Raw genomic sequence first — 23,984 nt, 5'->3', positions numbered from 1 at the left:
TAACCCGAGTGAGAGGTGTTAAAAACCATTTCGCCAACAGCTACTTTGTCTGTATTTCCATGCCAAACCGCTGTTAAATAAAAACCATCTTCTAAAAATAAGTATGCTTTTTCCACTTAAACCTTTTGTAGCAAACACTGTATAATGGCAGCCCTAGCTGGTACAGAATGGCTTACCTGTTTGTAAATAAAACTATGTTCATAATCGGTAACTGCTTTTTCTAAATCTAAACCTTCCACATAGGGGCCAGGATGCATCACTTTTAAAGGCTCTTGCTTAGTTTCGTTGGCCTTTTCAATATCTTTTAACCTTAGTTGGTAGTTTTTTTTGTAATTTTCTAAAAACTTTACAGAAAAATTTTTTCTTTCTTCTTGTAGTCTTAATACCATAACAATATCTGCCCAATCTAAAGCCTCTTGTTTGTTTTCAAAGTAGTTTAATTCTTTAGGAGGAGGAGTTGTGCAACATTCTTCAGGACAGCAATACGCTAATTTAAAACCCCAATCTGGCAATAAGTTTTTGTGGGAATTGGCTACTCTGTTAAGAGAAACATCTCCTAAAAATAAAAGGTTTTTGTTTTTATTAACTAACCCCTCTTTATGCAAAGTAAATAAATCTAATAAGGCCTGTGTGGGATGAGAAACGCTACCGCTACCTGCACTAATAACAGGAATTTTTAGTGAATATAACTCCTTAATATCTAGCTGGTCTGCCCCATGTCTAACTACTAATAAATCTGCTCCCATAGCCTCAATATTGCGCAAAGTTTCCGCTAAGCTTTCGCCTTTATTAGTACTAGAGGTTTTCTGGTTAAAATGAACAACATTCATCCCTAACTTATAACAAGCCATTTCAAAGCTAATTTTTGTGCGAGTACTAGATTCTAGAAATAAAAATACCGCCGTTTTGTTTTTAAAAACCTGTAAATTTTCTACAGTTAAAAAAAAATTTTTCACCCAAAAAGAGTCAATGTCAGAAACAAGAATTAATTTATTTTTTTCCAAAGTCGATCTCCTAAAAAAACCATAATTTTTCTTCAGTGCAAAGGTAGCAAACTGGAACTTCTGCGACTCAGCCCAAAGGGATGCCTGAGCAAAAGTGTCAACTTGCCATTTCGTCTGCGCTCAAGAAAAAATTATTTTATCATATGAAAAAACCGTTTCCACCTAAGCTCTAAAGGGTCACACAAAAAAGAAATTAATGGTAAAGTTTTTTCGCAACTTAACCAAACTACTAAAGCCCTGCCTATTAAATTAGCCTCAGGAACAAAGCGTTTATCTTCTCTCCAAAAACGAGAATCTTGAGAGCCATCTCTATTGTCACCCATCATAAAGTAATGTCCCTTTGGAACTTCATAAGGCCCGTAAGAAGATCCATAAGCAGCATCTCTTTGCTGATTTCTTAATAAAATACTATGAGCATGTCCATCAATGTTTTCTTCCCAGTGAGTAAAGAAACTAAAACTTTCTCCCGTAGAATTTATAGCATTTTTATCAACCCAATCCAGCTCTGCCTTTACTCTTCCCACAGGAACTGTTTTGGGAATTAAAATATCATTAATATATAAATCTCCACTTTCGTAAAAAACCCGGTCCCCTGGGACACCAATTACTCTTTTGATATAATATACTGAGGGGTTTTCTGGATAACGAAAAACCATCACCTCGCCCCTTTTAGGGTTAGCAAATCTGGTAATCCACTTTTTAGTAAATGGCCAACGAATGCCATAAATAATTTTATTTACAAAAATATGATCATGCACCAATAAAGTGGGCAACATACTTCCTGAAGGAATAACAAAAGCCTCTAGTAAAGACCAACGCAAAGTTAGGGCAACCAAAACAGCAATCAATATTGAGCCAAAACCCTCTGTCCAAAAAGTATTTTTAATTTTATTTCTCTGTTTACCCATTGTCTTCTCCATTAATTTTCTGTAGTTTTTAAGATAGCCAAAAAGGCTTCTTGAGGAACACTGACTTTTCCTACTTGCTTCATTCTTTTTTTACCTGCTTTTTGTTTTTCAAGCAACTTTCTTTTTCTACTAATATCCCCACCATAGCATTTAGCGGTTACATCTTTTCTTAAGGCACCTAAACTTTCTCTGGCTAAAATTTTTGCCCCCACAGCGGCTTGAATGGCAATTTGATACTGTTGCCTAGGTATTAGCTCTTTTAATTTTTTTGCCAAAAACCGACCCTTAGTGTCGGCCTGACTTTTGTGTACAATAGCAGATAAGGCGTCTACAGACTCACCATTTAGTAAAATATCTAACTTCACTAAATCCGCCTGTGCATATTCTAAAAATTCATACTCTAAAGAGGCGTAACCTTTAGATAAAGATTTTAACTGATCATAAAAATCTAAAATCATTTCATTTAAGGGAAGCTTGTAATCAATAACCACTCTGTTTCCCGCAATGTATTCCATATTAATTTGCGTTCCCCTTTTTCTTTCACATAATTTTAAAATAGTACCCACAAAATCTGCTGGCGTATGAATACTTACTTTTACAAAAGGCTCTTCCATATATTCAATTTTAGAAACCTCTGGCATATCTGCTGGGTTTTCTAGTTCAAAAGATTCTCCTTTAGTAGGATGCAATTTGTAAACTACCGAAGGTGCTGTGGAAATTAAATGCAAATCAAATTCTCTTTCTAATCTTTCGCGAACAATTTCCATATGTAATAAACCTAAAAAACCACAACGAAAACCAAAGCCTAATGCTCCCGAACTTTCTACTTCATAGGTAAAACTAGAATCATTTAAAGATAGTTTTTCTAAGGCCAGCTTTAGGTCTTCGTAATCGGGCGCCTCCACAGGAAAAAGGCCAGAAAAAACCATGGGCTTTACTTGCTTAAAGCCATCTAAAGCGGTTGTTGCTTGCTCTAAGCCTGCCGAAGATTTATGAGTAACCGTGTCGCCCACCTGCACACCTTTTATGGTTTTAATTCCACAAATTAAAAAACCCACCTCTCCCTGCTGTAACTGTAATGTGTTTTCTGGAAAAGGAGAAAAAAATCCTAATTTTAAAACTTCATAGTCTTGATTAGTATTCATAAATAAAATACGATCTCCCTTTTTTAAGTGGCCATCGACTATGCGGCAAAGAATAACTACCCCTTGATAAATATCAAACCAAGAATCAAAAACTAAAGCTCGTAAAGCTTTTGAAGGATTCATTTTTGGCGCTGGAATTTTAGTAACAACTCTTTCTAAAACTTCATCTATTCCCACTAAATTTTTTGCGCTAACTAATAAAGCATCACTAGTGTCTAAGCCAATAGCCTCTTCCACTTGCAACTTTACCCCCTCCACATCAGCTGCAGGAAGGTCTACTTTGTTAAGTACTACAATAATTTCTAAATTGTGTTCAATGGCCATATACACATTAGCTAATGTTTGTGCTTCCACTCCTTGGGCTGCATCCACTACTAAAATCACTCCCTCACAAGCTTTTAAAGAACGAGAAACTTCGTAAGCAAAGTCCACATGTCCTGGAGTATCAATTAAATTTAGCTGGTAAGTTTTTCCGTCTTTAGCTTTATGGTTTAAGCGAACCGTTTGGGCTTTGATAGTAATGCCCCGCTCTCTTTCGATATCCATTTGATCCAAAAATTGCTCTTTGCGATTTCTGTCTGATACGGCACCAGTTACCTGCATTAAAGCATCAGCTAGCGTAGACTTTCCATGGTCGATATGAGCAATAATAGAAAAATTGCGAATTAAAGCTTTATTCATGTTTGTATTAAACCAGTAGTATACATCTTAACTTTTTACTTAGCTTTGAAAAAAAGTTAGTTTCCAAAATCAGCTTTTTGAGGAAGTAAATTTAACTCTAACTGTCCAGAAAGGTGTTCTTTATACTGAATTAAAACTTGGTCGACACCTTGTCGAATATATTCGGCCACAGGAACTTTTGTTTTACAGTTTAACTCTTTTAATTGCTTTAACTGCTGCTCGGTTAAATACACTGTTGTTGCAATTTTTTTAGACATCTACTCTCCTTTTAAAATATTATTTTACTGTTGCTGCAAATGCTTTACTCTATCTTTTAATTCTTCTACTTTATTTAAAAGTTCCCAAGAAAATTCTGGCTCTGACCTTCCAAAATGACCATAAGCTGCTGTTTTTAAGTAACGGGGTTTTAGCAAATCAAAAAAAGTAATAATGCTCGAAGGTTTTAAATCCCAAACCTCCTGCACCGCTTTAGCTAAAAGATTTTCACTCACAGTAGCTGTTCCATAAGTTTGTAACATTAAACTAACTGGCGCTGCCACACCAATAGCGTAGGACAATTGTATTAAACATTTTTTAGCCAAACCTGCTGCTACAATATTTTTAGCAATATGGCGAGCAGCATAAGAGGCCGACCTGTCCACCTTACTTAAATCTTTACCAGAAAAAGCCCCTCCTCCATGAGAGCCGTGCCCTCCATAAGTATCTACAATAATTTTTCTGCCCGTTAAACCGCAGTCTCCTTTGGGGCCTCCCACCACAAATCTACCTGTGGGGTTAATAAAAAAATGTGTGTTATTATCTATTAACTCTTTTGGCACCACAGAGGGAATAAGCTGATCTCTTACCAAATCAACAATCTGTTTTTGATCAACCTCTTCGTTGTGTTGAGTGGATAAAACAATACTTTCAATGCGTTTTATTTGTCCATCTGCATACTCCACAGAAACTTGGCTTTTACTATCAGGGCGTAAAAAATTAACAACTTTAGATTTTCGCATCTTAGCTAATTTTTTAACTAATTGATGAGACAAAGAAATACTTAAGGGCATGTACTCCTTGGTTTCCACATTGGCATACCCAAACATTAAACCTTGATCTCCTGCACCTTGCTCACCATCACTTTGTGTTTTTGCATCTACTCCCAAAGCAATATCGGGGCTTTGTGAATTTAAAGACACAATAACTTTACAAGAGTTAATATCAAAACCTTCTTCTTCGCTGGTGTAGCCAATATCTTTAACAATATTTTTACTCACTTCTTCTATATTTACTTTTGCTTTAGAGGTAACCTCCCCTCCAATTACTAGTAAATCTTTGGTGATCATGGTTTCACAAGCCACTCGACTTAAAGGGTCTTGTTTTAAGTAGGCATCTAAAACACCATCACTAATTTGATCGGCTACCTTATCGGGGTGACCTTCCGAAACCGATTCGCTGGTAAATACATAATTTGACATACCTTGCCATATATCAGTTTTTCTTGGTTTTGTGGAGAGGTTTTTTTATTAAAATCTACTTTTGTGGATTGCGTAAAATGCCCGTTTCACACAAGCTGTTTTTTCTATAATGGGCTTATTAAAGCCGCTTTGGGCCCTGTAAAACATTGAAGCACAAGTTATATAACCGGCTTATAAAAATTGGGTTTTTTCTGTGATTAAATTTTGCTTTAAAAAGGCTTTGGTGGATATTTTTGGGCGCGAGGGCAATTGTACTTCTACTATTTTTAAATAGGTTAAAGAATTTTCTTCCTTTCCACAGACGATGGCAAAACCCTCTTTATCTAAACTTACCACAGACCCTGGAAAAAGATTTTCTTCTAAAACAGAAGGCAGTTTTCCCTTTTCGGTCTTGTGAATTTTACAAGTTAAAACAGCTTCTTTGTTTTTAAAACTACAGCTAACACCTCGATTTAAAGCCAAGCCCCTTACAAAGTTGTGCAAGTCTTTTGCAGGCAAGCTCCAATCTATTTTCTGTTCCGCTTTTTCAATTTTATCAGCATAAGTTACTAAGTCTGCATTTTGCTTAGTTAGTTGTATTTTTTTTGGAGAGTGTAAATAGGTTTTTAAATCTTCTAATAATAATTGAGGGGCTAAGCACTTTAATTTTTCATGCAAATCAATGGAGTTTATATTTTTTTCTATTTCTATTTTTTTTTCTCCAATAATATCTCCAGCATCTAAAGCCTTGGCCATTACTTGCAAACTAACTCCTGTGACTGTATCACCCGCCATAATAGCTCTTTGTATAGGGGCAGCACCCCTCCATCTAGGAAGCAAGCTTGCGTGTAAATTTACTACTTTTTGAGGGTATAGATTTAAAAAATCTTGTGATAAAATTTGCCCGTAAGCCACAACCACCGCGGCCTCTGCGTTTAAGTGTTTTATTTCATCTAAAGCCATGTTCATTTTTTGTGGAGTTATAACTGGTAAATTATTTTGTATAGCATACTGCTTAACAGCACTTTGCTGCAATTGCATAGACCTGCCAGCTTTTCTGTCAGGCTGGCTCACTACCATTACCACTTCGTATATATGAGATTTTTGTAATGCTTGTAATTGATAAACTGCAAAATCTGTTGTGCCTAAAAAAATTATTTTTATTTTCATAATTATAACTCGCCAGTTCCGCCCAAGTTATAACCTTGTTTTTTAATTTCTGCTTTTAATCTTTTGGATTTTACAAAGCTTAGTCTATCTAAAAATAATTTACCATCTAAGTGATCAATTTCATGTTGAATACAAATGGCCAATAACCCATCGGTTTCTAATGTGCAAGTTTCTCTTTTTTCATTTTGATATTTTACTTTAACCCACTTTTTTCTTTCTACCGTTTCATAATAACCAGGAACACTTAAACAGCCTTCGTCAAAAGTGGTCACTGCTTTGCTTTCTATAATTTCTGGGTTAAATAAAATTAACGGCATATTAATTTTTTTTTCTAAGTTGGTTAACTGATAAGAACCCGTTTCTTCAGTGTCGCCTTCGTTGGGAGTGTCGCCTTCGTTGGGAGTGTCGCCTTCGCTGGAAGTGTCGCCTTCGTTGGGGGTGTCGCTTTTTACATCATCATAACGCGAAGAACGAACATCAATAACCAGCAAGCGTTTTAATTCGCCCACTTGAGGAGCTGCCAAACCAATACCTCTAAATTTATACATGGTTTCTAACATGCTTGCAGACAAAACTATGTCGTTGTCTAAAATAGTCTCTACTTTTTTAGATAGTTGTTTTAGCCTAGCGTCTGGGAACTTTAATATTTCTAAAATAGCCATAAGTGGTGATAACACACTGCTTGTTTATAGTCAAAAATACAAAAATTGACTATAAATTCATAGTGCTATATTGTTTTTAAAAACCTAACAGGAGCCTTACATGTCTGACTTTCAATTAACTACTTTTAAAGAGTTTAAAATAGAAACCTTCGTAGAAAAACTAGAAGCACTTTTAGAAAAGAATCGAAAAGTAACAGCAGAGGCTTTAAAGCAATCCACTTTTAACTATGATAATTTTGTTAGGATATTATCTAATGCCGACGAAGAATTAGAGTTATTTTATTCGCCATTAAACTTATATAACGGTGTTTTAAACTCTACAGAAGTTCGTAATGTTGTAAAAAAAGCACGCCCTTTAGTAGTCACCTACTCTTTAGAGCGATCGCAAAATAAGGGTATTTTTGATGCCTACAATAGTATTAAAAACTCTGCAGAGTTTTTAAATTTAACTTTTGTGCAACAACGCGTAGTCACCGAAGCGCTAAAACACTTTAAACTTTCCGGGGTTCACTTAAAAGACGAAGACAAAAAAACATTTAATACAATTGCTCAAAAATTGTCTAAGTTAGAAACGCAATTTTCTAATAATACTTTAGATTCTCGACAATCTTGGTCTAAAACTGTTACTAATTTAAAAGAACTAGAAGGCACTCCCAAAAATACGCTCGATTTAATGAAGCAAAAGGCTGAAGAAAAAAAGATAGACGGTTGGCTTATCACTTTAGATGCTCCTATTATGATGCCACTTATGCAATATTGCAAAAACTCTTCTTTAAAAGAAGAAGTTTTTAAAAAAGCCTCCTGCCTTGCTTCCGAACTAGAAGGTTTTGAAAAATGGAACAACCTTCCCATAATGAAAGAAATTTTAGAGCTAAGACAAGCTAAAGCCAAAATTTTAGGTTTTGAAAGTTTTGTAGAACTTTCTTTAGCCAGTAAAATGGCCTCTGGTTTTGCCGAAGTTAATACTTTTTTATCTAAACTATCTGCACAAACAAAGTCGCTGGCTAAAAAAGAATACGACGATTTAAAACAGTTTGCAAAAACAAAAGACAACTTAGTTATGCAAGATTGGGATAGAGCGTATTACGCAGAACTATTTAAAAAAGAAAAGTTTAAAGTAGATAATGAAGAAATTAAACAATACTTTAATGATGCTCATGTTATAAAAACTTTATTTCACATTACAGAAAATTTATACAATATAAAAATTAAAGAAAAAGCCGAAAACAAAAATGTTTGGCATCCCGATGTAACCGAGTATGAAATTTTTTCTTCTGCTGGTGAATATATTGCAAAATTTTATTTAGACCTTTATGCCCGCTCTGGAAAAAGCTCTGGTGCGTGGATGTCTTCTTTTAGTAGTTACTCTAAAAACCAAAAGGCTATTGCCTACATGGTTTGTAACGCTTCTCCTCGAGTAAATAATCAACCCGCTTTATTAAGTCACAACGATGTTATTACTTTATTTCATGAATTTGGTCATGGCATTCATCATTTATTAAGTGCTATTTCTGAATTTGATTTATCTGGAGGCGGCGGAGTAGAATGGGATGCCATTGAGGCCCCTAGCCAATTTATGGAAAATTTTTGTTGGGACCCAGAAGTATTAAAAATGCTTTCTAAGCATTACAAAACTAAAGAAAGTTTATCCGACCATTTAATTGATGCATTAATTGCCTCTAAAAATTATAACATTGGATTATTTTTTGCAAAACAAATAGAGCTGGGTTTATTTGACCTTCGTTTACATAAATATAACGAAGGTGTTTATGATACTTTAAATAAAGTTAGAGAAGAAGTTTCTGTTAGCAAGGCCCCTGACTTCAATCGATTCCCTAATAGCTTTGGTCATATTTTTGCGGGAGGTTATGCTTCTGGTTACTACAGTTATATATGGGCAGATGTATTATCTGCAGATATTTTTATGGCCTTTAAAGAAGAAAGTATAAAAAATAAAACCAATTTGCTGTCTGTTAATACTGGTAAGCGATTTTTGAAGACTTACTTAAGCCAAGGCGGAGCAAAACCCGCCATGGAATTGTTTAAAGATTTTAGAGGGCGAGAGCCAGATATTGATGCGCTTTTAAGTATGAATGGAATTAAGCAATAAACTTAATCAATACTAGAATACACTCTACGACTGTCTTCAAAATCATCTAATTGTTCCAGCAAAAGATAGACTTCTTTTTGTTGTTCTTCTGTTAAATCGGGAGCTTGCTTAGGCCTATAAGCAGGCTCTGCTTTTAAAATTTCCCATTCTCTTTGTACTAAAGCTTTTTGCATGGTCTCTAAGTTCTTTAAGTCGGTATAAAATAAATAAGAGGTAACGACATTAAGGTCTTGCTCACTAAACTCACCAGTTTCTACATCAGAAGCATCTACCTCTATGGCTTCTTCTTCCATATCGTTTACCGTTTTTTTAGTGCTGGCCTCTACCATTCCCACTTTATTAAAATTCCAAGAAACACTGCCATTTTCTGCCCATGCGCCAGAATTTTTTCTTAATAAAGTTTTTAAGTCAGAAACTGTGCGATTTTTATTATCGGTTTGGCATTCAATAATAATACCCACTTGATGAGGGCCAAAAGCTTCATAAATTTTTTCTTCAATAGTGGCATCGCCAGTGTCACCACTAGCTCTTTTTAAAGCGCGCTCAATGGTATCGTTAGGGCAAGACAAAGACTTAGCTTCAGAAATAGCAGCTTTTAATCTAGCATTCCCCTCGGGGTCTACTCCTCCCAATTTTGCAGCTACTAAAATTTCACGAGCAAGTTTGGTAAAAATTCTACCTTTTTTTTCTGCCTTTACTGCTTTGCCTGCATTTTTCCAAGCCTTTCCCATGTTTTACCTTAAATCTTTTATGAGTATTTAAAAAGTGTGATCAAAGCCAACATCACCGCTTACGCCAACTTGGTAAGCCGAAACTTTTCTCTCAAAAAAATTCGCTAATTCTTGTGTGTTTTGTAATTCCATAAAACCAAAAGGGTTTTTAGAATTGTACACCTTTGCCATACCTAATCTTACAAAATGTTGATCGGCCACAAACTCTAAATAAGAGCGCATGTCTTTTCCGCTTAAGCCTACAATCCCTTTACTTAAAAATTCTGTTGCAAAATTCATTTCACACTCAATAGCTTCGGCCAACATGGTACGAATAATATCTTCAAAGTCTGGTTGCCATAATTCTGGCTCCTCTTTTCTAACTGTATCTATCACCTTAAAAGCAAAATTCATGTGACAGCTTTCATCTCTAAATACCCAATTGGTTCCCGTAGCTAAGCCGTTAAGCAAGCCTTTGGATCGTAAAAAATAAACATAAGCAAAAGATCCAAAAAAGAACAATCCCTCAATGCAAGTTGCAAAACAAATCATGTTTAATAAAAATTTTCTACGATCTTCTAAAGTGTTTAACTCATCCACTTTTTGCACAAAGCTAATCCATTTAAAAGCAAAATCTCCCTTAGCCTTTATAGTTTGAATGTTGTGAATAGCCGCAAAAGCTTCGTTTCTTTCTTTTTCATTGGGAAGATAGGTGTCTAGTAAAGTTAAATAAAATTGAACATGCAGAGCTTCTTCATAAAGCTGACGAGATAAATACAACCTAGCCTCTGGCGAGTTAAGGTGCTTGTAATAATTTAATACTAAGTTATTGCTAACAATAGAATCTCCTGTTGCAAAAAAAGCCACCAATCGTTGAATTAAAAATCGTTCTGCTTCTGTAATTTTGTTAGAATTTAAATCTACTAAGTCGGTGCTAAAGTCCACTTCCTCTACTGTCCAAGTATTTTTAATTGCATCTTTATACATTTCAAAAAAATCTGGATACTTCATTGGCCTTAAGGTTAGCTCGTAACCGGGATCTAATAACATTTTTTCTCCTTCTTTATTTTTGTTTTTCTAAATAATTACTACCAACAATCTTTTTAAATTTACTACTGACAAGCTTCGCAAATTTCTGGATTTTCTAAAGAACAAAGTAGCGCCTCTTCGTCTGTATATGTTTTTTTATTTGTAGAATCACTGCTGCTTGCAGTAGTTTTTTTAATTTTTGTTGCTGGTCGAGACCTTAAATAATAAGTAGTTTTTAAACCCTGCTTCCACGCATACATATACATGCTGGATAAAATTCCAACGCTTGGGCTTTCAATAAATAAATTTAACGACTGACTTTGATCAATAAAAGCACCACGGCCAGCTGCTAAATCAATTAATATTTTTTGAGGTAGTTCCCATACCGTTCTAAATCGCCGTTTTAAATCACTGGGTATTTCTGTAATCTCTTGTACAGAGCCTTCATTAAGTTTAATTTGGTTTTTTATTTTTTCTGTCCACAAAGCTTTCTTTTTTAACTCTTGAACTAAATATTTATTTACCTGTAAAAATTCTCCTGATAAAGTTTCTCTTTTAAAAAAATTAGCTAGTTGTGGCTCTGTAGCTTCATAAACTCCTGCCAAAGTAGCAATAGTTGCTGTTGGTGCAATGGCAATCATTAAAGAGTTGCGCAAACCATGAGTTTTAATTTTCTGTTTTAAATTATTCCACATTTTACTGTCTTCTGGAGTCACTCCCCAAGAGTCAAATTGTAAAATGCCCTCAAAAGCTTTAGTTTCTTTAAAGCCTGGATGAGCTCCTAGTTTTTCTGCTAACAAACAAGATGTTTCTAGAGCGGTAAAATAAATCATTTCTGAAATTTTATTAGACAATTTTAAAGCTTGTTCGCTGTCAAAATCATAACCTAATTTAAAAAATGCATCTTGCAAGCCCATTATGCCTAAGCCCACAGGCCTCCACTTTTTGTTAGAATTTTCTGCCACCTTAATGGGGTAAAAATTAATGTCAATAACTCGGTCTAAATATTTCATAGCCACAGATACTGTGGCTTTTAATTTATCAAAATCAAATTTTCCATTAACTACATGCTGCGCAAGGTTTACAGAACCTAAATTACACACCGCTACTTCTGAATTCGAAGTCACTTCAATAATTTCGGTGCACAAATTAGATAAGTGAACCGTTGGAGCTTTTGCCATTGCTTGTCGACTACTTTCTGAAGAAGATAAAATTTGATTACACTTTTTATTAGAAGCATCTTTAAAAGTCATCCAACCATTACCTGTTTGGGCTAAGGTTTTAATCATTCGTGAATATAAAGTTCGTGCTGGTATTTGCTTAACAAATTTTTTATTTTTTTCTCCTTCTAAATAAATTTCTTCAAAAATTTTACCATAACTATCTACTAGCTCGGGTATATCATTGGGGTTAAATAAAGACCAAGCTTCGTCTTGCTCTACTCTTTTCATAAATAAATCGGGTATCCAGTTAGATAAATTTAAATTGTGTGTTCTTTGGTATTCATCTCCTGTATTATCACGAAGTTGCAAAAATTCTTCAATATCCGCGTGCCAAGTTTCTAAATAAACACAAGCCGCTCCCTTGCGGCGCCCTCCTTGATTAACTGCAACCACAGAGGAGTCTAAAGTTTTAAGCCACGGAACAACACCATTAGAAAAACCATTAGTGCCCTTAATTAAAGAACCTCTAGACCTCACTTTAGAAAACGACAAGCCAATGCCTCCCGCAAATTTAGATAATAAAGCCACATCCTTATATTTGTTATAAATCTCTTTTAAACTATCCTCGGGAGAGTCTAATAAATAACACGAAGATAGTTGCGTTCTTTTAGAGCCCGAATTAAATAAAGTGGGTGAACTTGGAAGGTAGTCTAACTTAGAAATTAATTCATAAAACTCTGAAGCTTCTTCAAAAGTTTTTGCAAGACCACAGGCCACTCTTAAAAAGAAAAATTGTGGTGTCTCTGTAACTTTTCGCGTAGTAGGGTCTTTATACAAATAACGGTCGTATAAAGTTTTTAAACCAAAGTATTCAAAGTAATGCGTTCTTCTTTTGTTAACAATAACATTTAAGGCTTCTTTGTGGGTTTTAACAAATTTAAAACTCTCTTCAGAAATTAACCCCGCCTCATAACTGGTTTTTATGGACTGATAAAAGTTGTGAATAGACTGACTAGTTACTTCTTCATCAACATATCTAGCTAATAAGCGAGAAGCCAGTTGCGAATACTCAGGGTCTTCAGAGATTAAAAAAGAAGCGGTTTGAATACAAGTTCTGTCTAAATCCGCTGTGCTTGCACCATCATACAAACCGCTAATAGCTTTTGTAGCCACCTTCATAGGTTCCACTTCTTTTAAACCTATAGCACAAGCCATTACCACATTAACAATTTTATTAATGTCCACAGGCTCCAAACTACCATCTCTTTTTTGCACTCTCATAATTTTAGGGCCATCTTGTGAATTAGGCTGATTAGGAAAGTTCTCTTCCATCGTTGCTTTTTTATTGTCTACAGAGCTTTGAATCACAGGGTCAGGGTCTACGCTGGACTTCCGTGCTGTGCTAGAAATATCAGCGCTTGGAGGAACTAAATTGCTAAAGTCAGAGTTAGGATGGTGTGATTTATTTAGTGTGCTCATAGAAAATCTCCTGGTTGTTATGAAAAAAAATGCAAACAAAAAGCCTACCTATAGAATAGAAAGAAATACCAATTTTTCAAGTCTTGTTAGTTTTTTGACACGGCTTTGTAAGTAAGTTTTTTTCTTGACTTAAACAGGTTAGAAATGAGCCTTGAATCCACAAAAAAGTATTGGTTTTTTGACAGGGATATAGTGTGGTTTGTTTTCTAAGCAGGTCTGAGTTTTATAAAAACAGAGAGCCTAAAAGCTTTGCTTCGCTCATCCCTGCGGATAGTGTGGTTTGTTTTCTAAGCAGGTCTGAGCTTTATAAAAACAGAGAGTCTAAAAGCTTCGCTTCGCTCATCCCTGCGGGCTGAACGCTTTTAGGCTCTCTGTTTTTATAAAGCTCAGACCTGCTTAGAAAAGTTTTTTTTGGAAGGGAAAATAAAAAAGATTTCCTTTTGGAAATCTTTTTTTTCTATGAGTAAGAATTTTTTTAACTATTTATTGGTTTAATAAAATTAGTAGAAATAAACAAAGCTTAAGCTAGGGTTAAGCTCGGCAATCTTCAGATTCGATAGTTCTGCCCGAGTGGCCTTATTTTTAGTAACTTGTTTTCCCGTGTAGTAGGATAAATCCCATGTGGCTGCTAAGTTTTTTGTTATAAAACAACGAATACCTGCAGATAAAATGTAGCTAGGTATTTCTGTTTTTGCCACAATCTTAGAATCACCTATCCCATGTGGAGATAAGCGAAACCACTGATAACCTACTCCCAAATAAGGAGTCATCCATGTTTTATGGTGATGTTTAACTAAAGGTGCTTGTTTGTTAAATACATATTTTACAGAAACTCGCGCCCCGTATCGCTTAACATCTTTACCCGCGATTTGATCTTCTGCTAACTTTGCATATTTAAGTCCCAAAGAAAAATCCCAATGTTTTTTAAAAATATAACCCTTTGTGGCTTGTAAGGTAAAATTAGCTTGTTTTGTTTCCTTGTCACCTTTAGAAACCGTTTTTTTATTCCAATCCAAACTAGTTCCTAATTCAAAATACTTAACCACTTTGGATTTAGCCGCAGCAGAAACAGACATAGATAGTGTAAATAGTAATGCTATTAATAATTTCATATTTTTCCCTTATATTTATTTATTTCTTAACCTTTAAAAAAAGTAATTCCAATTCATAGTAATGCGAGAGCCTTTACTTTTCGTATTTTCAGAAGATTCCCGTGCTAAAGAATAAGTATATTCTAAAGCCATCATCATGTTGCGACTTATGGGAAAACGATTTCCCGCAGAAAAACCCACGGCTTGTACGGTTTTTCCCGCTGTTTTACTCCAGTCATACCCCATTCCCACATAAGGAACCTGTTTTTTTAACCATTTGCTACGCTTAGCTAAGCGTTTTATGTAGTAAGCTTTATGTAGTAAGTATTTTGTTGCAATGTTTAGCCCCAAACTTTTTTCTTCGTCTTTTTCATATTTCACAAGAAAGGCTAGGTCGTATTTTTGTTTAAAAATTATACCCTTTCCTAAATGGATAGCATAATTTGTGGTCTTTTCTTCTCCCACTGTTTTTTTAGAAAAGTCTAAAGCCGTACCCACTATTAAATAATGTTTTGCTTTTTTAAAGTAGCTGTGATGATGACTGCGGTGATGGCGGCGGTGTTTTTTAGAATGTTTGGTTTTTCCTCTGTAATGTGCGGCCTGTACCGACAATGGCAAGACAAATAATAGTGCAATTAATAGTTTCATAAAAATCTCCCTTTGACTTTGTTTCTCTTAAAAATAAGTGTGTAGAAGCTACTAAGAGAGGTCAATACTTTTATACCTAGCTCGTCGCGTTACCTAAACCTCCAAAATTTTTCTAATTCCGCCCTTTTCTTCTTTTAGTAAAAAAGCCTGTTGTGCTATTTTTGAATCGTCTTGATCATGACTTATCATAAGCACGGGAATGTTCCATTTTTGGCTGCAAATTTTAACTAACTTTCTCGATTCTTCTCTTAGCTTTACATCTAAAGAAGAAAAGGCTTCGTCTAAAAACAAAATTTTAGGTCTGGTTATTAAAGCTCTTGCAAGCGCCACCCTTTGCGCTTCTCCTCCTGACAACAAACCCACTTTTTTAAACAAAAAAGAATCTAAATGAAAAGTTTGATTTAAAAAATCAAAGTTCTCTCCCTGCGCCGACAAACCTCTGGCTTGTGCTGCAAACTGAATATTTTCAAAACTATTCATATGAGGGAATAAACACAACTCTTGAAAAACTACACCTATGTGACGACTAGCTATGCTTTCTTTCGCCAAATCTTTTTTACCAAACCACCACTGAAAATTAGAAACAGGCTCTATGCCTAATAGTATATTTAATAAAGTGGTTTTTCCTGACCCCGAAACCCCTTGAAGCCAGCTAATGCCTGTGTCGGGAATTTCCCAAAAAGGAATGTCTAGCACAAACTGATCACGAGAAAAATATAAATTTTTTACCGTAGACAAAAGGATTAAAAATAATAACGAAAGTTAATGTTAGTAATAATTTTCCAATCCGGCAAGGCGGGCTTCTTAACAAAGGTGCGGCGATAAACCACTTCTGGGTTCATGGCTAAGCGGCTAGTTAAAAAGTATTTAAAACCAGCGCCTGTCTCAGCCCCAAAAAGATTAAGTCTTTCTGCTGTTCGAACATAATTAGCACCTAGCAAAGCATAGGGAACCCACCTTTTCCCCCGACGGTTTTCTATAAAATTAAAATGCAAGTTTAAACCAAGCAACATCGTATTAATTTTGAACTTTTTATTAGCCTGAACCAAGTCCGTTTCTAAATAGGGCTGAACTTCAAAGTTTCCTGAATTATACGCATAACTTAAGTTAATTTTTGCGCTGCTCTTTTCGCTGTCTTCCAGGTTATAATAATTAAAAAGATTTTGTGTGTTTAAAATTATGGTGTGTTTACGCTGAAAATGCGAAACTCTTCTTCGCTTCGCAAAAGCAATGTTAAAAAATAAAAAACTAAACACCAATAACGCACTTAAAATTTTCATAAAATACCTTTTAAACCTTTACTATTTACTACCTAGAGCAACCAGCAAAGTCAACTTTTTTGATGCTACAAAAAATTATAATCAAAAATTTTAGTTTTAAAAAAAGCGTGTATTCTTTTTGCCTCTGCCCTTAACCCCTGGCTTTTATAAAATTTCATTCTATGAAACAAAGCAAACAAAGATAGCGGGTCAACATTCAACACATCTCTTACTCTGTTTTTTACGCATTCTTTATTCTGCTTTTCTACGCAGTAACGAAGTTCTAAGTGTAAAAGTAATATGGATTTTTTTGCATCTAAACTTTCCGTTAAGTGAGCTAGCTTAATCACATACTTATCGGTTAGCTTTTCTTGTCTATATGCATAAGCCAAAACAGAACCTATCAGTATATCATTTGATCCCTGCAAAGCGTTTAGTAATGCATTCCAGTTTTTTTGTTTTTTTCGCCCCTTAGACAAACAAAAAACTTGTAATGCTTTAGAAAGTAATTGCCCAGAAGAGCGGAAAACTACTTCTTCACAATAAGGAGTTAAACTTTTCCACGACCATAAATTAGAGTAAATAAATAAATTAGTTCTTCTGTTTTTTTCTAAATCTGGGTCTTGATCTAAAATAGACACAAGTTCTTTTTTTCGAGGCGCTTGCCCAAGTAAGGATTGTATATAAATACTAATCAGACTTAGCCTTTGTCGATAATGAAAACTATTTTTTAACCTTGCCAATGTTTTATTGGCCTTTACTAACCATCTAGAGTCTGATTGTTTTTTATATAATTTTATATAAAGAAGAACACTAAGTATCCGCGCCTCTTTTATTTTTAACTGATTTAAGATACCTAATGATTGTTGATATCTACCTTGCAAGTAATAAGCGCTAGCCATATTGAGCCAATCCCGCAAAATTTTGTTTGGCTTAGCACTTAGTATTTTCAAAGCTTTCTGAGGGTTCTTTGAATACAAATAACTTAAAATTAACAAGTTATTTTTGTTAAGAGATTTCTGTAGAACTGTGCCTACAAGAGCTTGTACTCCAAAACTATCTTGATCGACCAACAACAATAATGATGCATAATTTTCGTACACATAAAGAGGCAAGCTAAGTTTATTAACCTTACTAAACGCTATTATTTGCTTATATTTTTTTAAAGCCTCTGGAAATTGATTTTCTTTAAACCGTTTTGTTGCTAACGCTAAGTTTGTTTTTTGATTATCTCTTATTTTAAAGTATTGCCTTTGCCACAAGAAGCCTAAAATAATAACGAAAAATACACAAAAACTAATCCACCATGTTTTATTCCGCTTCCAAACAAAACCTTTTTCTTTTTTGTCTTTAGAAGAAACATAAACAGAGTCTTTGTCCCCGCTTGCATAAGTGCTGCTAAAAGATGGTTTTATTTTTTTTTTAACTGTGCTAGAACTCAAACTGGTTTCGGCGATTAAGCCTGTTTTCTCGGGGTAAAAAACACGAGTCCCTTCTTCTTCCTCTAGGTCTTTAATATTTACTTTTTTAGTTTCATCCATAAGAGCTTTTACTGTTTTTGTATTTTCACTGGCGCTAAAAGCCGTTTTAGTATAACTGCTGTCATTGGTGCCTGCAGTGGTTATAAAAGACGCTGTTAAACTATGAGTAAAATCCTCAATATTGCTGCTATCAATACTAAGCTCTTCCATTTTATTACAAATTTCTACAAAGTCTGGGTGAGCATTAATGCGTAACCACCGACTACCTGGCCATAAAATTTCATGGATTGGCAAAAACCGCTTTTCTAATAAATTTCTAATGACTTCTTCTGGAGTGTAGGGGCCTAAAATACGCCCCGCAATATTAACTAAAATAGTTTTCATATATTCCTAGCTATTACTTTTATGCTAATGCGCTTACCTTAAAAAGCGTAACAAGCTTAGGTCGTTACTGTTAATAAAAATACCCATTCCTACAAAATAATTAGACTCTGGCCCTGCTTTTTTAAAGGCACTTTCTTGCCCTCCATAAACATACAAACTTTTTAAAGGAATATATTTAAAAGTGGTTTTTAAATTGAGCTCCTTAAAGTTAAAGGCTTGTACAGACAATTCAAGAGACTCTATGGGGTGATAGTCCACTGCAAAACCACCAGAACTTTCTATTAAGCCTCCTCGTAAAGTAAAGTCAGAATAGGTTTTTGCTAATAAAGCATTAAATTTTAAACTCTCTACTGTTTTGTACTCGGTTTGCACAGAAGAGCTTCCCCCCTCTTCTATTCTAGTAATTGTTCGAGTCGTTGTTCCCGCTGGCGTGTTTACAACAGCTAGCTCATAATGCCGATTAGACCCTGGTTGCAACTTTATACCAACAAAAGATTTAAATTCTTGTGCCGCAGTCAAATATTCAGAATGAAAATCCACTTCGGTTTTTAACTCGCCCACCCCTCCCAATAAACTACTAACTTTTTCTAATGCCGAATTAACCTTATTAATAGTTCCTTCATCATTTATTAATTTACCGATAGTCCCTTCGCCTCGGTCTACTTTTTCTACAATGCTATTAATCGACTCTAAAGAATTAGAAAATTTTAATAACCCATCTTTTAACCGACCCCAACTACCTCCATCTTTTTCTGAAGAAAACACTTTTCGTAGTTGCATAGATATATAATGCAAATTATTAACAGTACTATCAATTTTACCCTGGTTGTCCGAGGTTACTTTTAATAAAACCTTTGTTAATAAATTAACATTTTGTATGATTTGTGAGATGAGAGGGTTTGATTCATCATCCCCTATAATCGCTCTTTCAAAGCTACTAGATAATTTTTGTATGGAGTGAGAAACTTCCCCCACTTTGTTTAAGAAATCAGAAATAGATCCCTTAACTTTTACTCTTTTTATTTCGGAACCTGGAGCAAGAAAATTTTTTCTATCTTTTCCTAAAACTAAGCCCACATACTTTGCCCCTAAAATACCCTTTGCTCTAATTTCCACATAACTGTCTACTGGAATTTTTGTTTCTCCTTGAATTAATAAGTTTAGCCTAGCTTTACCACTGCTTAAACCTATAGATTCCACATGACCCACGGGAACTCCAGAAATTTTTACATAACTATTGCCAATAATGCCTGTAGCATCGCTAATTAAAAACCAATGCGCATGCCCCGAAGAGGTAGAGTACCCACCGCCTGCAATTTTAATAGAAAATAATGCAAGAATAGATAAAAAAATAACAAGGCTTATACCAACCTTAAACTCTTTGGATTTAATTTTTTCCATACTCACCCAACCCCTGCTCTCTAAAAGAAGCCACTAAATTATCCGAAGACTTTAAAAACTCTGGCACAGAACCTTGAAACAGTACTGTGCCTGCATTTAACATTACAATATGATCAGCAGAATGCAATGCCGATAACAAATCATGAGTTACGACCAAAGTAGTGGACGACCTTCTTTTGTGAGTAACTGCAATTAATTCATCCACTTTGTGTCTTAACACTGGGTCTAAACCTGTTGTGGGTTCATCATAAATTAAAATTTTTGGCTCTAAAACCAAAGCTCTTGCCAAAGCCACTCTTCTTTTCATTCCTCCACTTAAAGCCTCTGGAAGCTTAGAAAAATGTTCTTCATTTAATCCTGATAGTTTTAATTTTTTTGCACCAATTAATTGCCTCTCTTCCACAGACATAGCTTGTCGATGTTCTTTAAGTGGAAAACAAACATTTTCTAAAACCGTCATGTCATCAAACAAAGCAGAGTCTTGAAACACAACACCTAAATTTTGCCTAAATGCATTTAATTTATCCGGTTCCATTTGGTGTAATTCTTTTCCAAAAACCCTAACTATACCCGATGTAGCCCTGTCTAAACCTAATATTTGTCTTAAAAAAACACTTTTTCCTGTACCACTGTATCCGATAATTGCAGTAAAAGTATTTTTGGGAATACTTAAACTTAAATTATTTAAAACAAAATCTCCGTCCTTGCTAAATTGTTTCGATAACTTAATAACTTCTATAATCGGTGTGACTGACATAATTACCTTACCAACTTGATTAAATTAGACAAAAAGAAATCCATAATAATAATAGTTACCATGCTATAAACAATCCCTAAGTTTGTACTATCCCCAACTCCTTTAGCGCCACCTTTAACAAAGTAGCCTTTATAACAACAAATTAAAGAAAAAGTTCCTCCAAAAATTAATGATTTAAATAGTCCTTCATAAACATCTGACATTTTAAATAAGTTTTGAATTTGTTGCCAAAACACCGCTGGGTCTAAAGAAAGTAACCCGATACAAATTAAATACGCCCCTATAATTGCAATTAAATCAAACACCGCACATAAAATAGGCAAACCTAAAAAGCCTGCCAGCACACGAGGAGAAACTAAAAACTGTATAGGGTTAACGCCCATAACTTCCAAAGCATCAATCTGCGTACTTACTCGCATGGATCCTAATCTTGCTGCCATAGCTCCTCCCGCTCGGGCAGACACAATTAATCCGGCAAGAACAGGCCCCAACTCTCTAGCTACTCCAACAGCCACAAGAGGTCCCACTAAATCAGCTGCATTAAAACGAATAAAACCTAAATACATTTGATGAGCCAAGGCCATTCCTGTAAAAATTCCTGTTAAAAGGATAATCCACAAAGACTGGTTCACTACAAAATCAAAATGTTCAAGGTAGCTATCCATGCGAAAAGGTTTTCTAAAAATATTGAATATTGCTTTTTTGCAAAATCTAGAAAAAGTACCAATTTGAAAAATTAAACGAAGTAGATTGGGCATAACTTACAGTCCTTGTTCCTGCTTCTTCTCTGATAAATTCGATGCGTTTTCTAAGCCTTCTTCATTTAAAGGTTTTTGATCTAAATCATCAATTAAATTTTTTAAATCTTTAATAATAGAAGAATGGGCAGGAAGTTCTTGCAAAGAAATTAATTCTGTTTGTTGATCAAGTAACGACGACTCTTTTGCAGGGGCCTCTAGGTTGGGCGACTTGTGTTGTTGATCGCTTTTACTATCTTCCTCTTTTTTAAAAAAATCTTTCTGTATTGATGGCTGCTTTTTTTTAGCAAAAAAAGTTAAAATAAAATAAGGGGCCAATACAAACACACCTATAAAGATAGCCAATAACTGAAAAAATAATGGCCAAAAATATAATTTCCAACTTGCGCTTAACAACAAAGGGCTTCCCTCTATTTTAGCAAATACTTGAAAATAAAAATCAGAATTTTTATAATTAAACTGTTGCCCCTCTAACAAACCCATTTGATTTTGTTCTATTGCCCAAGGTGCTGATATTTTTTTTGCTATATAAGAGTAATTACCATGGCTAATAATATCTGATGAGGGATTTAATAAACTAAACGAAGTTTTAGTTTCTTGCAAAGGCAGCCAAGAAATAAAACTTAACTTAGGCAATACCGCCAAAGCCCGTAGCGAAGATTTTTTTTCTGTGTAGGGCAAAACTAAAACAAAATAGATTTGCTTTAAAACTTTTACCGGAAAAATAGCAGGCGACGAGCCCCTTTCTTTTATAGAATTTTTAGATAAATAAAAATGTGTTTGCTGTAAAATGCTTTTCACTACTTTCGGTTGATCAAATTCAGAAGTATTTGTTGTAAACCACGAAAACCTTTTGTCGCCCTTTGTATTTAATAGCGCTAAAAATGGAATACCGCTGTTAGACAAACTTGTGGACTCATCTCCTTGAGCTCCCTTATGCAATTGCCCCTCTGTCTTAGCCAATTGCAATACCTGTTGTTGTAATATCCAGTATTGTGAACTAATAGCCGACTGTAAAACCTGCATAGAAATCCGCGCCCTGTCTTGTACAATTTCTTTTTTAAATTGAAAAATAACGAAAGCGCTAATTAAAAAGCCCAGCAGACCTGCAAAAAAAAGTATCGTTTGTAATTTTTTATTCAACCAATAGTCCCTTGGTAGTATATTTCTATTTATGACGCCACAAAGGCTCCTCTTTAATAATAGAAGCTTTAAAAAAGGAAAACAAATGTTGAAAATATGTGTTGCGGTGAGTTACACATCGGTTTACACTAAAAAAAAGAAAGGATTTTCATGCAATTGTTCGAGTCTTACTTATCCAACAAACAACATACTATTTTTTACCAAACATGGAGTGGCAAAGCCCCTTTAAAAGGACATGTTTTAATTACCCATGGTTGGAACGAGCATTCTTCTTGTTATGAAAATTTTGCCAAGTTTTTAACAGATAACTCTTGGAAGGTTTGGGCTTATGATTTACGCGGACATGGAAAAAGTTCTGGAAATCGCGGCAGCATCGACTCTTTATCTAGTTACAGCTCTGATCTTAACAAAATGATAGACCTAATAAATGCAGAAAAAAAATCAACAGAGAAGGTAATTTCTTTTGCTCATTCTTTGGGTGCCTGCATTAATGTGCTGTCCTGGACAAAAAGCATAGAACAAAAAGTAGACGCCTTAAGCTTAAGTTCGCCAGCCATGGGAGTAAAAGACTCCGGCTCAAAGTGGAAACTGATTTTGGCCCATATTGGCTTAAGGTATTTTCCACAATTAGCTATCAAACACAATATTCCCACAAGCCAACTGACTTCTGACAAAAAAATACAAAAAAACGCCTACAACGACCCTTACAGGCATCATAAAATTTCTCCTTATTTATTTCATATAATGGACACCGCATACGCCAAAGCACAAAAACCGCTTTTAACCTTACATAAACCCACTCTTATTCAAGCTTCTGGAATAGATAAAATAGTAGATTTTAAAAAAACTACACAAATGTTTGAAAAAATACCTGCAAAATCTAAGCATCTAAAAGTCTATTTAAACAGCGAACATGAAGTTTTAAATGACATAGAAAAAGAACAAGTATATACAGATTTTATAGAGTTTGCAGAAAATTTACCACAGTAACCAACAAACCAGGAACCCTATGAAATTATTTTTTACTTTATTCTTATTTTTAAATTCTTGTCAGTCTGGCTCGCTTTTACAACCACTCTACACTAAGCACTCTAGTACTTTAAAAAAAGAAGTGAAAATAAAAAATATATATAATTCTTTTGATAGCGTTTACACTGTAAAAGCCTTGTGGCTAAATCAAGAAAAAATACAAACGGCTTTAAAAAAGCAATTGCAGTCGGTAAGTTCTTCTGCAACAACAAACAACACGCAGTTACTGCTTGCAAAAGATTATGTTATTTTTTTTGTTAGCCTATACACCTCTAACTTTAATTATAAAAATTTGCGCAACCAAAAAGTTTGGAATATTACTTTACAAACTAATAATAAAAAATATTCTTCAAAAATTTTAGCTTCGCCTTTTGCACAAGAACAAACTCATTTTTTATTTCCCTTTCATAACAGTTTTTCTAAAGGCTTTTTTGTAAAATTTAATATTCACCCTAATCAAATAAATTCATCTTCAAAATTAATATTTTATAGCTTTCTAGGAAATAGCACTATTGCTCATTTAGTTAAGTAGTAAT

Annotated in this window: 23 protein-coding genes; 3 read left to right on the top strand and 20 right to left on the bottom strand. The window is 34.6% G+C overall.

Features of this window, described 5'->3' with window-relative positions; translation table 11 throughout:
- From HAW63_02620 to def, 8 genes are all read right to left on the bottom strand, one after another.
- Positions 1–116, bottom strand: a 116-nt coding sequence (locus HAW63_02620) for a carbamoyl phosphate synthase small subunit (GenBank protein MBE8162862.1), incomplete at its 3' end; no start/stop codon positions are given.
- Positions 117–1,004 (bottom strand): aspartate carbamoyltransferase, encoded by an 888-nt coding sequence (locus tag HAW63_02615; protein ID MBE8162861.1) that lies wholly within the window; start codon positions 1,002–1,004, stop codon positions 117–119.
- Between the two features lie 131 nt (positions 1,005–1,135).
- A complete protein-coding gene (gene lepB / locus HAW63_02610; GenBank protein ID MBE8162860.1) occupies positions 1,136–1,924 on the bottom strand; it encodes a signal peptidase I in 789 nt (262 codons plus the stop codon).
- The gene (lepA, locus tag HAW63_02605; protein ID MBE8162859.1) at positions 1,924–3,738 is read right to left on the bottom strand and encodes an elongation factor 4; all 1,815 of its coding nucleotides are present in this window, start codon (positions 3,736–3,738) and stop codon (positions 1,924–1,926) included. The genes lepB and lepA overlap by 1 nt, the downstream gene beginning before the upstream one ends.
- A 56-nt stretch (positions 3,739–3,794) precedes the next feature.
- On the bottom strand, positions 3,795–3,995 hold the full coding sequence (locus HAW63_02600; protein ID MBE8162858.1) for a ribbon-helix-helix domain-containing protein: 201 nt from the start codon (positions 3,993–3,995) through the stop codon (positions 3,795–3,797).
- A gap of 24 nt (positions 3,996–4,019) precedes the next feature.
- The gene (locus tag HAW63_02595) at positions 4,020–5,195 is read right to left on the bottom strand and encodes a methionine adenosyltransferase (protein MBE8162857.1); all 1,176 of its coding nucleotides are present in this window, start codon (positions 5,193–5,195) and stop codon (positions 4,020–4,022) included.
- A gap of 171 nt (positions 5,196–5,366) precedes the next feature.
- A complete protein-coding gene (locus HAW63_02590) occupies positions 5,367–6,344 on the bottom strand; it encodes a methionyl-tRNA formyltransferase (GenBank protein ID MBE8162856.1) in 978 nt (325 codons plus the stop codon).
- A gap of 2 nt (positions 6,345–6,346) precedes the next feature.
- The gene (gene def / locus HAW63_02585) at positions 6,347–7,006 is read right to left on the bottom strand and encodes a peptide deformylase (protein ID MBE8162855.1); all 660 of its coding nucleotides are present in this window, start codon (positions 7,004–7,006) and stop codon (positions 6,347–6,349) included.
- A gap of 100 nt (positions 7,007–7,106) precedes the next feature.
- Here def and HAW63_02580 point away from each other — a divergent pair, with 100 nt between their 5' ends.
- Positions 7,107–9,116 carry a M3 family metallopeptidase gene (locus HAW63_02580; GenBank protein MBE8162854.1) on the top strand — a complete coding sequence of 670 codons (2,010 nt, stop codon included), beginning with the start codon at positions 7,107–7,109 and terminating at the stop codon, positions 9,114–9,116.
- A gap of 2 nt (positions 9,117–9,118) precedes the next feature.
- On the opposite strand, the gene HAW63_02575 is transcribed toward HAW63_02580, so the two are convergent.
- From HAW63_02575 to HAW63_02520, 12 genes are all read right to left on the bottom strand, one after another.
- Complete coding sequence (locus HAW63_02575; protein ID MBE8162853.1) at positions 9,119–9,847, bottom strand: YebC/PmpR family DNA-binding transcriptional regulator; 729 nt, start codon at positions 9,845–9,847, stop codon at positions 9,119–9,121.
- A 27-nt stretch (positions 9,848–9,874) separates the two neighbouring features.
- The gene (locus tag HAW63_02570; protein MBE8162852.1) at positions 9,875–10,876 is read right to left on the bottom strand and encodes a ribonucleotide-diphosphate reductase subunit beta; all 1,002 of its coding nucleotides are present in this window, start codon (positions 10,874–10,876) and stop codon (positions 9,875–9,877) included.
- A gap of 62 nt (positions 10,877–10,938) precedes the next feature.
- Complete coding sequence (locus HAW63_02565) at positions 10,939–13,350, bottom strand: ribonucleoside-diphosphate reductase subunit alpha (GenBank protein ID MBE8162851.1); 2,412 nt, start codon at positions 13,348–13,350, stop codon at positions 10,939–10,941.
- A 647-nt stretch (positions 13,351–13,997) separates the two neighbouring features.
- The gene (locus HAW63_02560; protein ID MBE8162850.1) at positions 13,998–14,609 is read right to left on the bottom strand and encodes a porin family protein; all 612 of its coding nucleotides are present in this window, start codon (positions 14,607–14,609) and stop codon (positions 13,998–14,000) included.
- Positions 14,610–14,642: 33 nt separating this feature from the next.
- On the bottom strand, positions 14,643–15,236 hold the full coding sequence (locus HAW63_02555) for a hypothetical protein (GenBank protein ID MBE8162849.1): 594 nt from the start codon (positions 15,234–15,236) through the stop codon (positions 14,643–14,645).
- Between the two features lie 93 nt (positions 15,237–15,329).
- Complete coding sequence (locus HAW63_02550) at positions 15,330–15,974, bottom strand: ATP-binding cassette domain-containing protein (protein ID MBE8162848.1); 645 nt, start codon at positions 15,972–15,974, stop codon at positions 15,330–15,332.
- A gap of 5 nt (positions 15,975–15,979) precedes the next feature.
- The gene (locus HAW63_02545; GenBank protein MBE8162847.1) at positions 15,980–16,516 is read right to left on the bottom strand and encodes a hypothetical protein; all 537 of its coding nucleotides are present in this window, start codon (positions 16,514–16,516) and stop codon (positions 15,980–15,982) included.
- Between the two features lie 65 nt (positions 16,517–16,581).
- Positions 16,582–18,360: a hypothetical protein gene (locus HAW63_02540; protein MBE8162846.1), complete on the bottom strand. Its 1,779-nt coding sequence runs from the start codon at positions 18,358–18,360 to the stop codon at positions 16,582–16,584.
- A 33-nt stretch (positions 18,361–18,393) separates the two neighbouring features.
- Entirely contained in the window at positions 18,394–19,761 is a 1,368-nt protein-coding gene (locus HAW63_02535) for an MCE family protein (GenBank protein ID MBE8162845.1), read from the bottom strand.
- A complete protein-coding gene (locus tag HAW63_02530) occupies positions 19,748–20,518 on the bottom strand; it encodes an ATP-binding cassette domain-containing protein (GenBank protein ID MBE8162844.1) in 771 nt (256 codons plus the stop codon). The genes HAW63_02535 and HAW63_02530 overlap by 14 nt, the downstream gene beginning before the upstream one ends.
- A 2-nt stretch (positions 20,519–20,520) precedes the next feature.
- Complete coding sequence (locus HAW63_02525) at positions 20,521–21,276, bottom strand: ABC transporter permease (GenBank protein MBE8162843.1); 756 nt, start codon at positions 21,274–21,276, stop codon at positions 20,521–20,523.
- Positions 21,277–21,279: 3 nt separating this feature from the next.
- Positions 21,280–22,419 (bottom strand): hypothetical protein, encoded by a 1,140-nt coding sequence (locus HAW63_02520; GenBank protein ID MBE8162842.1) that lies wholly within the window; start codon positions 22,417–22,419, stop codon positions 21,280–21,282.
- A 150-nt stretch (positions 22,420–22,569) separates the two neighbouring features.
- On the opposite strand from HAW63_02520, the gene HAW63_02515 reads away from it, so the two are divergent.
- Together HAW63_02515 and HAW63_02510 are read left to right on the top strand one after the other, a co-directional pair.
- Positions 22,570–23,409 carry an alpha/beta hydrolase gene (locus HAW63_02515; GenBank protein ID MBE8162841.1) on the top strand — a complete coding sequence of 280 codons (840 nt, stop codon included), beginning with the start codon at positions 22,570–22,572 and terminating at the stop codon, positions 23,407–23,409.
- A gap of 19 nt (positions 23,410–23,428) precedes the next feature.
- On the top strand, positions 23,429–23,980 hold the full coding sequence (locus HAW63_02510) for a hypothetical protein (protein ID MBE8162840.1): 552 nt from the start codon (positions 23,429–23,431) through the stop codon (positions 23,978–23,980).
- Positions 23,981–23,984 lie beyond the last annotated feature (4 nt).

Source organism: Pseudobdellovibrionaceae bacterium, from assembly GCA_015163855.1.
In the GTDB taxonomy this organism is placed as follows: Bacteria; Bdellovibrionota; Bdellovibrionia; order Bdellovibrionales; family UBA1609; genus JAAOIH01.
This window is presented reverse-complemented; position numbering and strand designations above follow the sequence as displayed.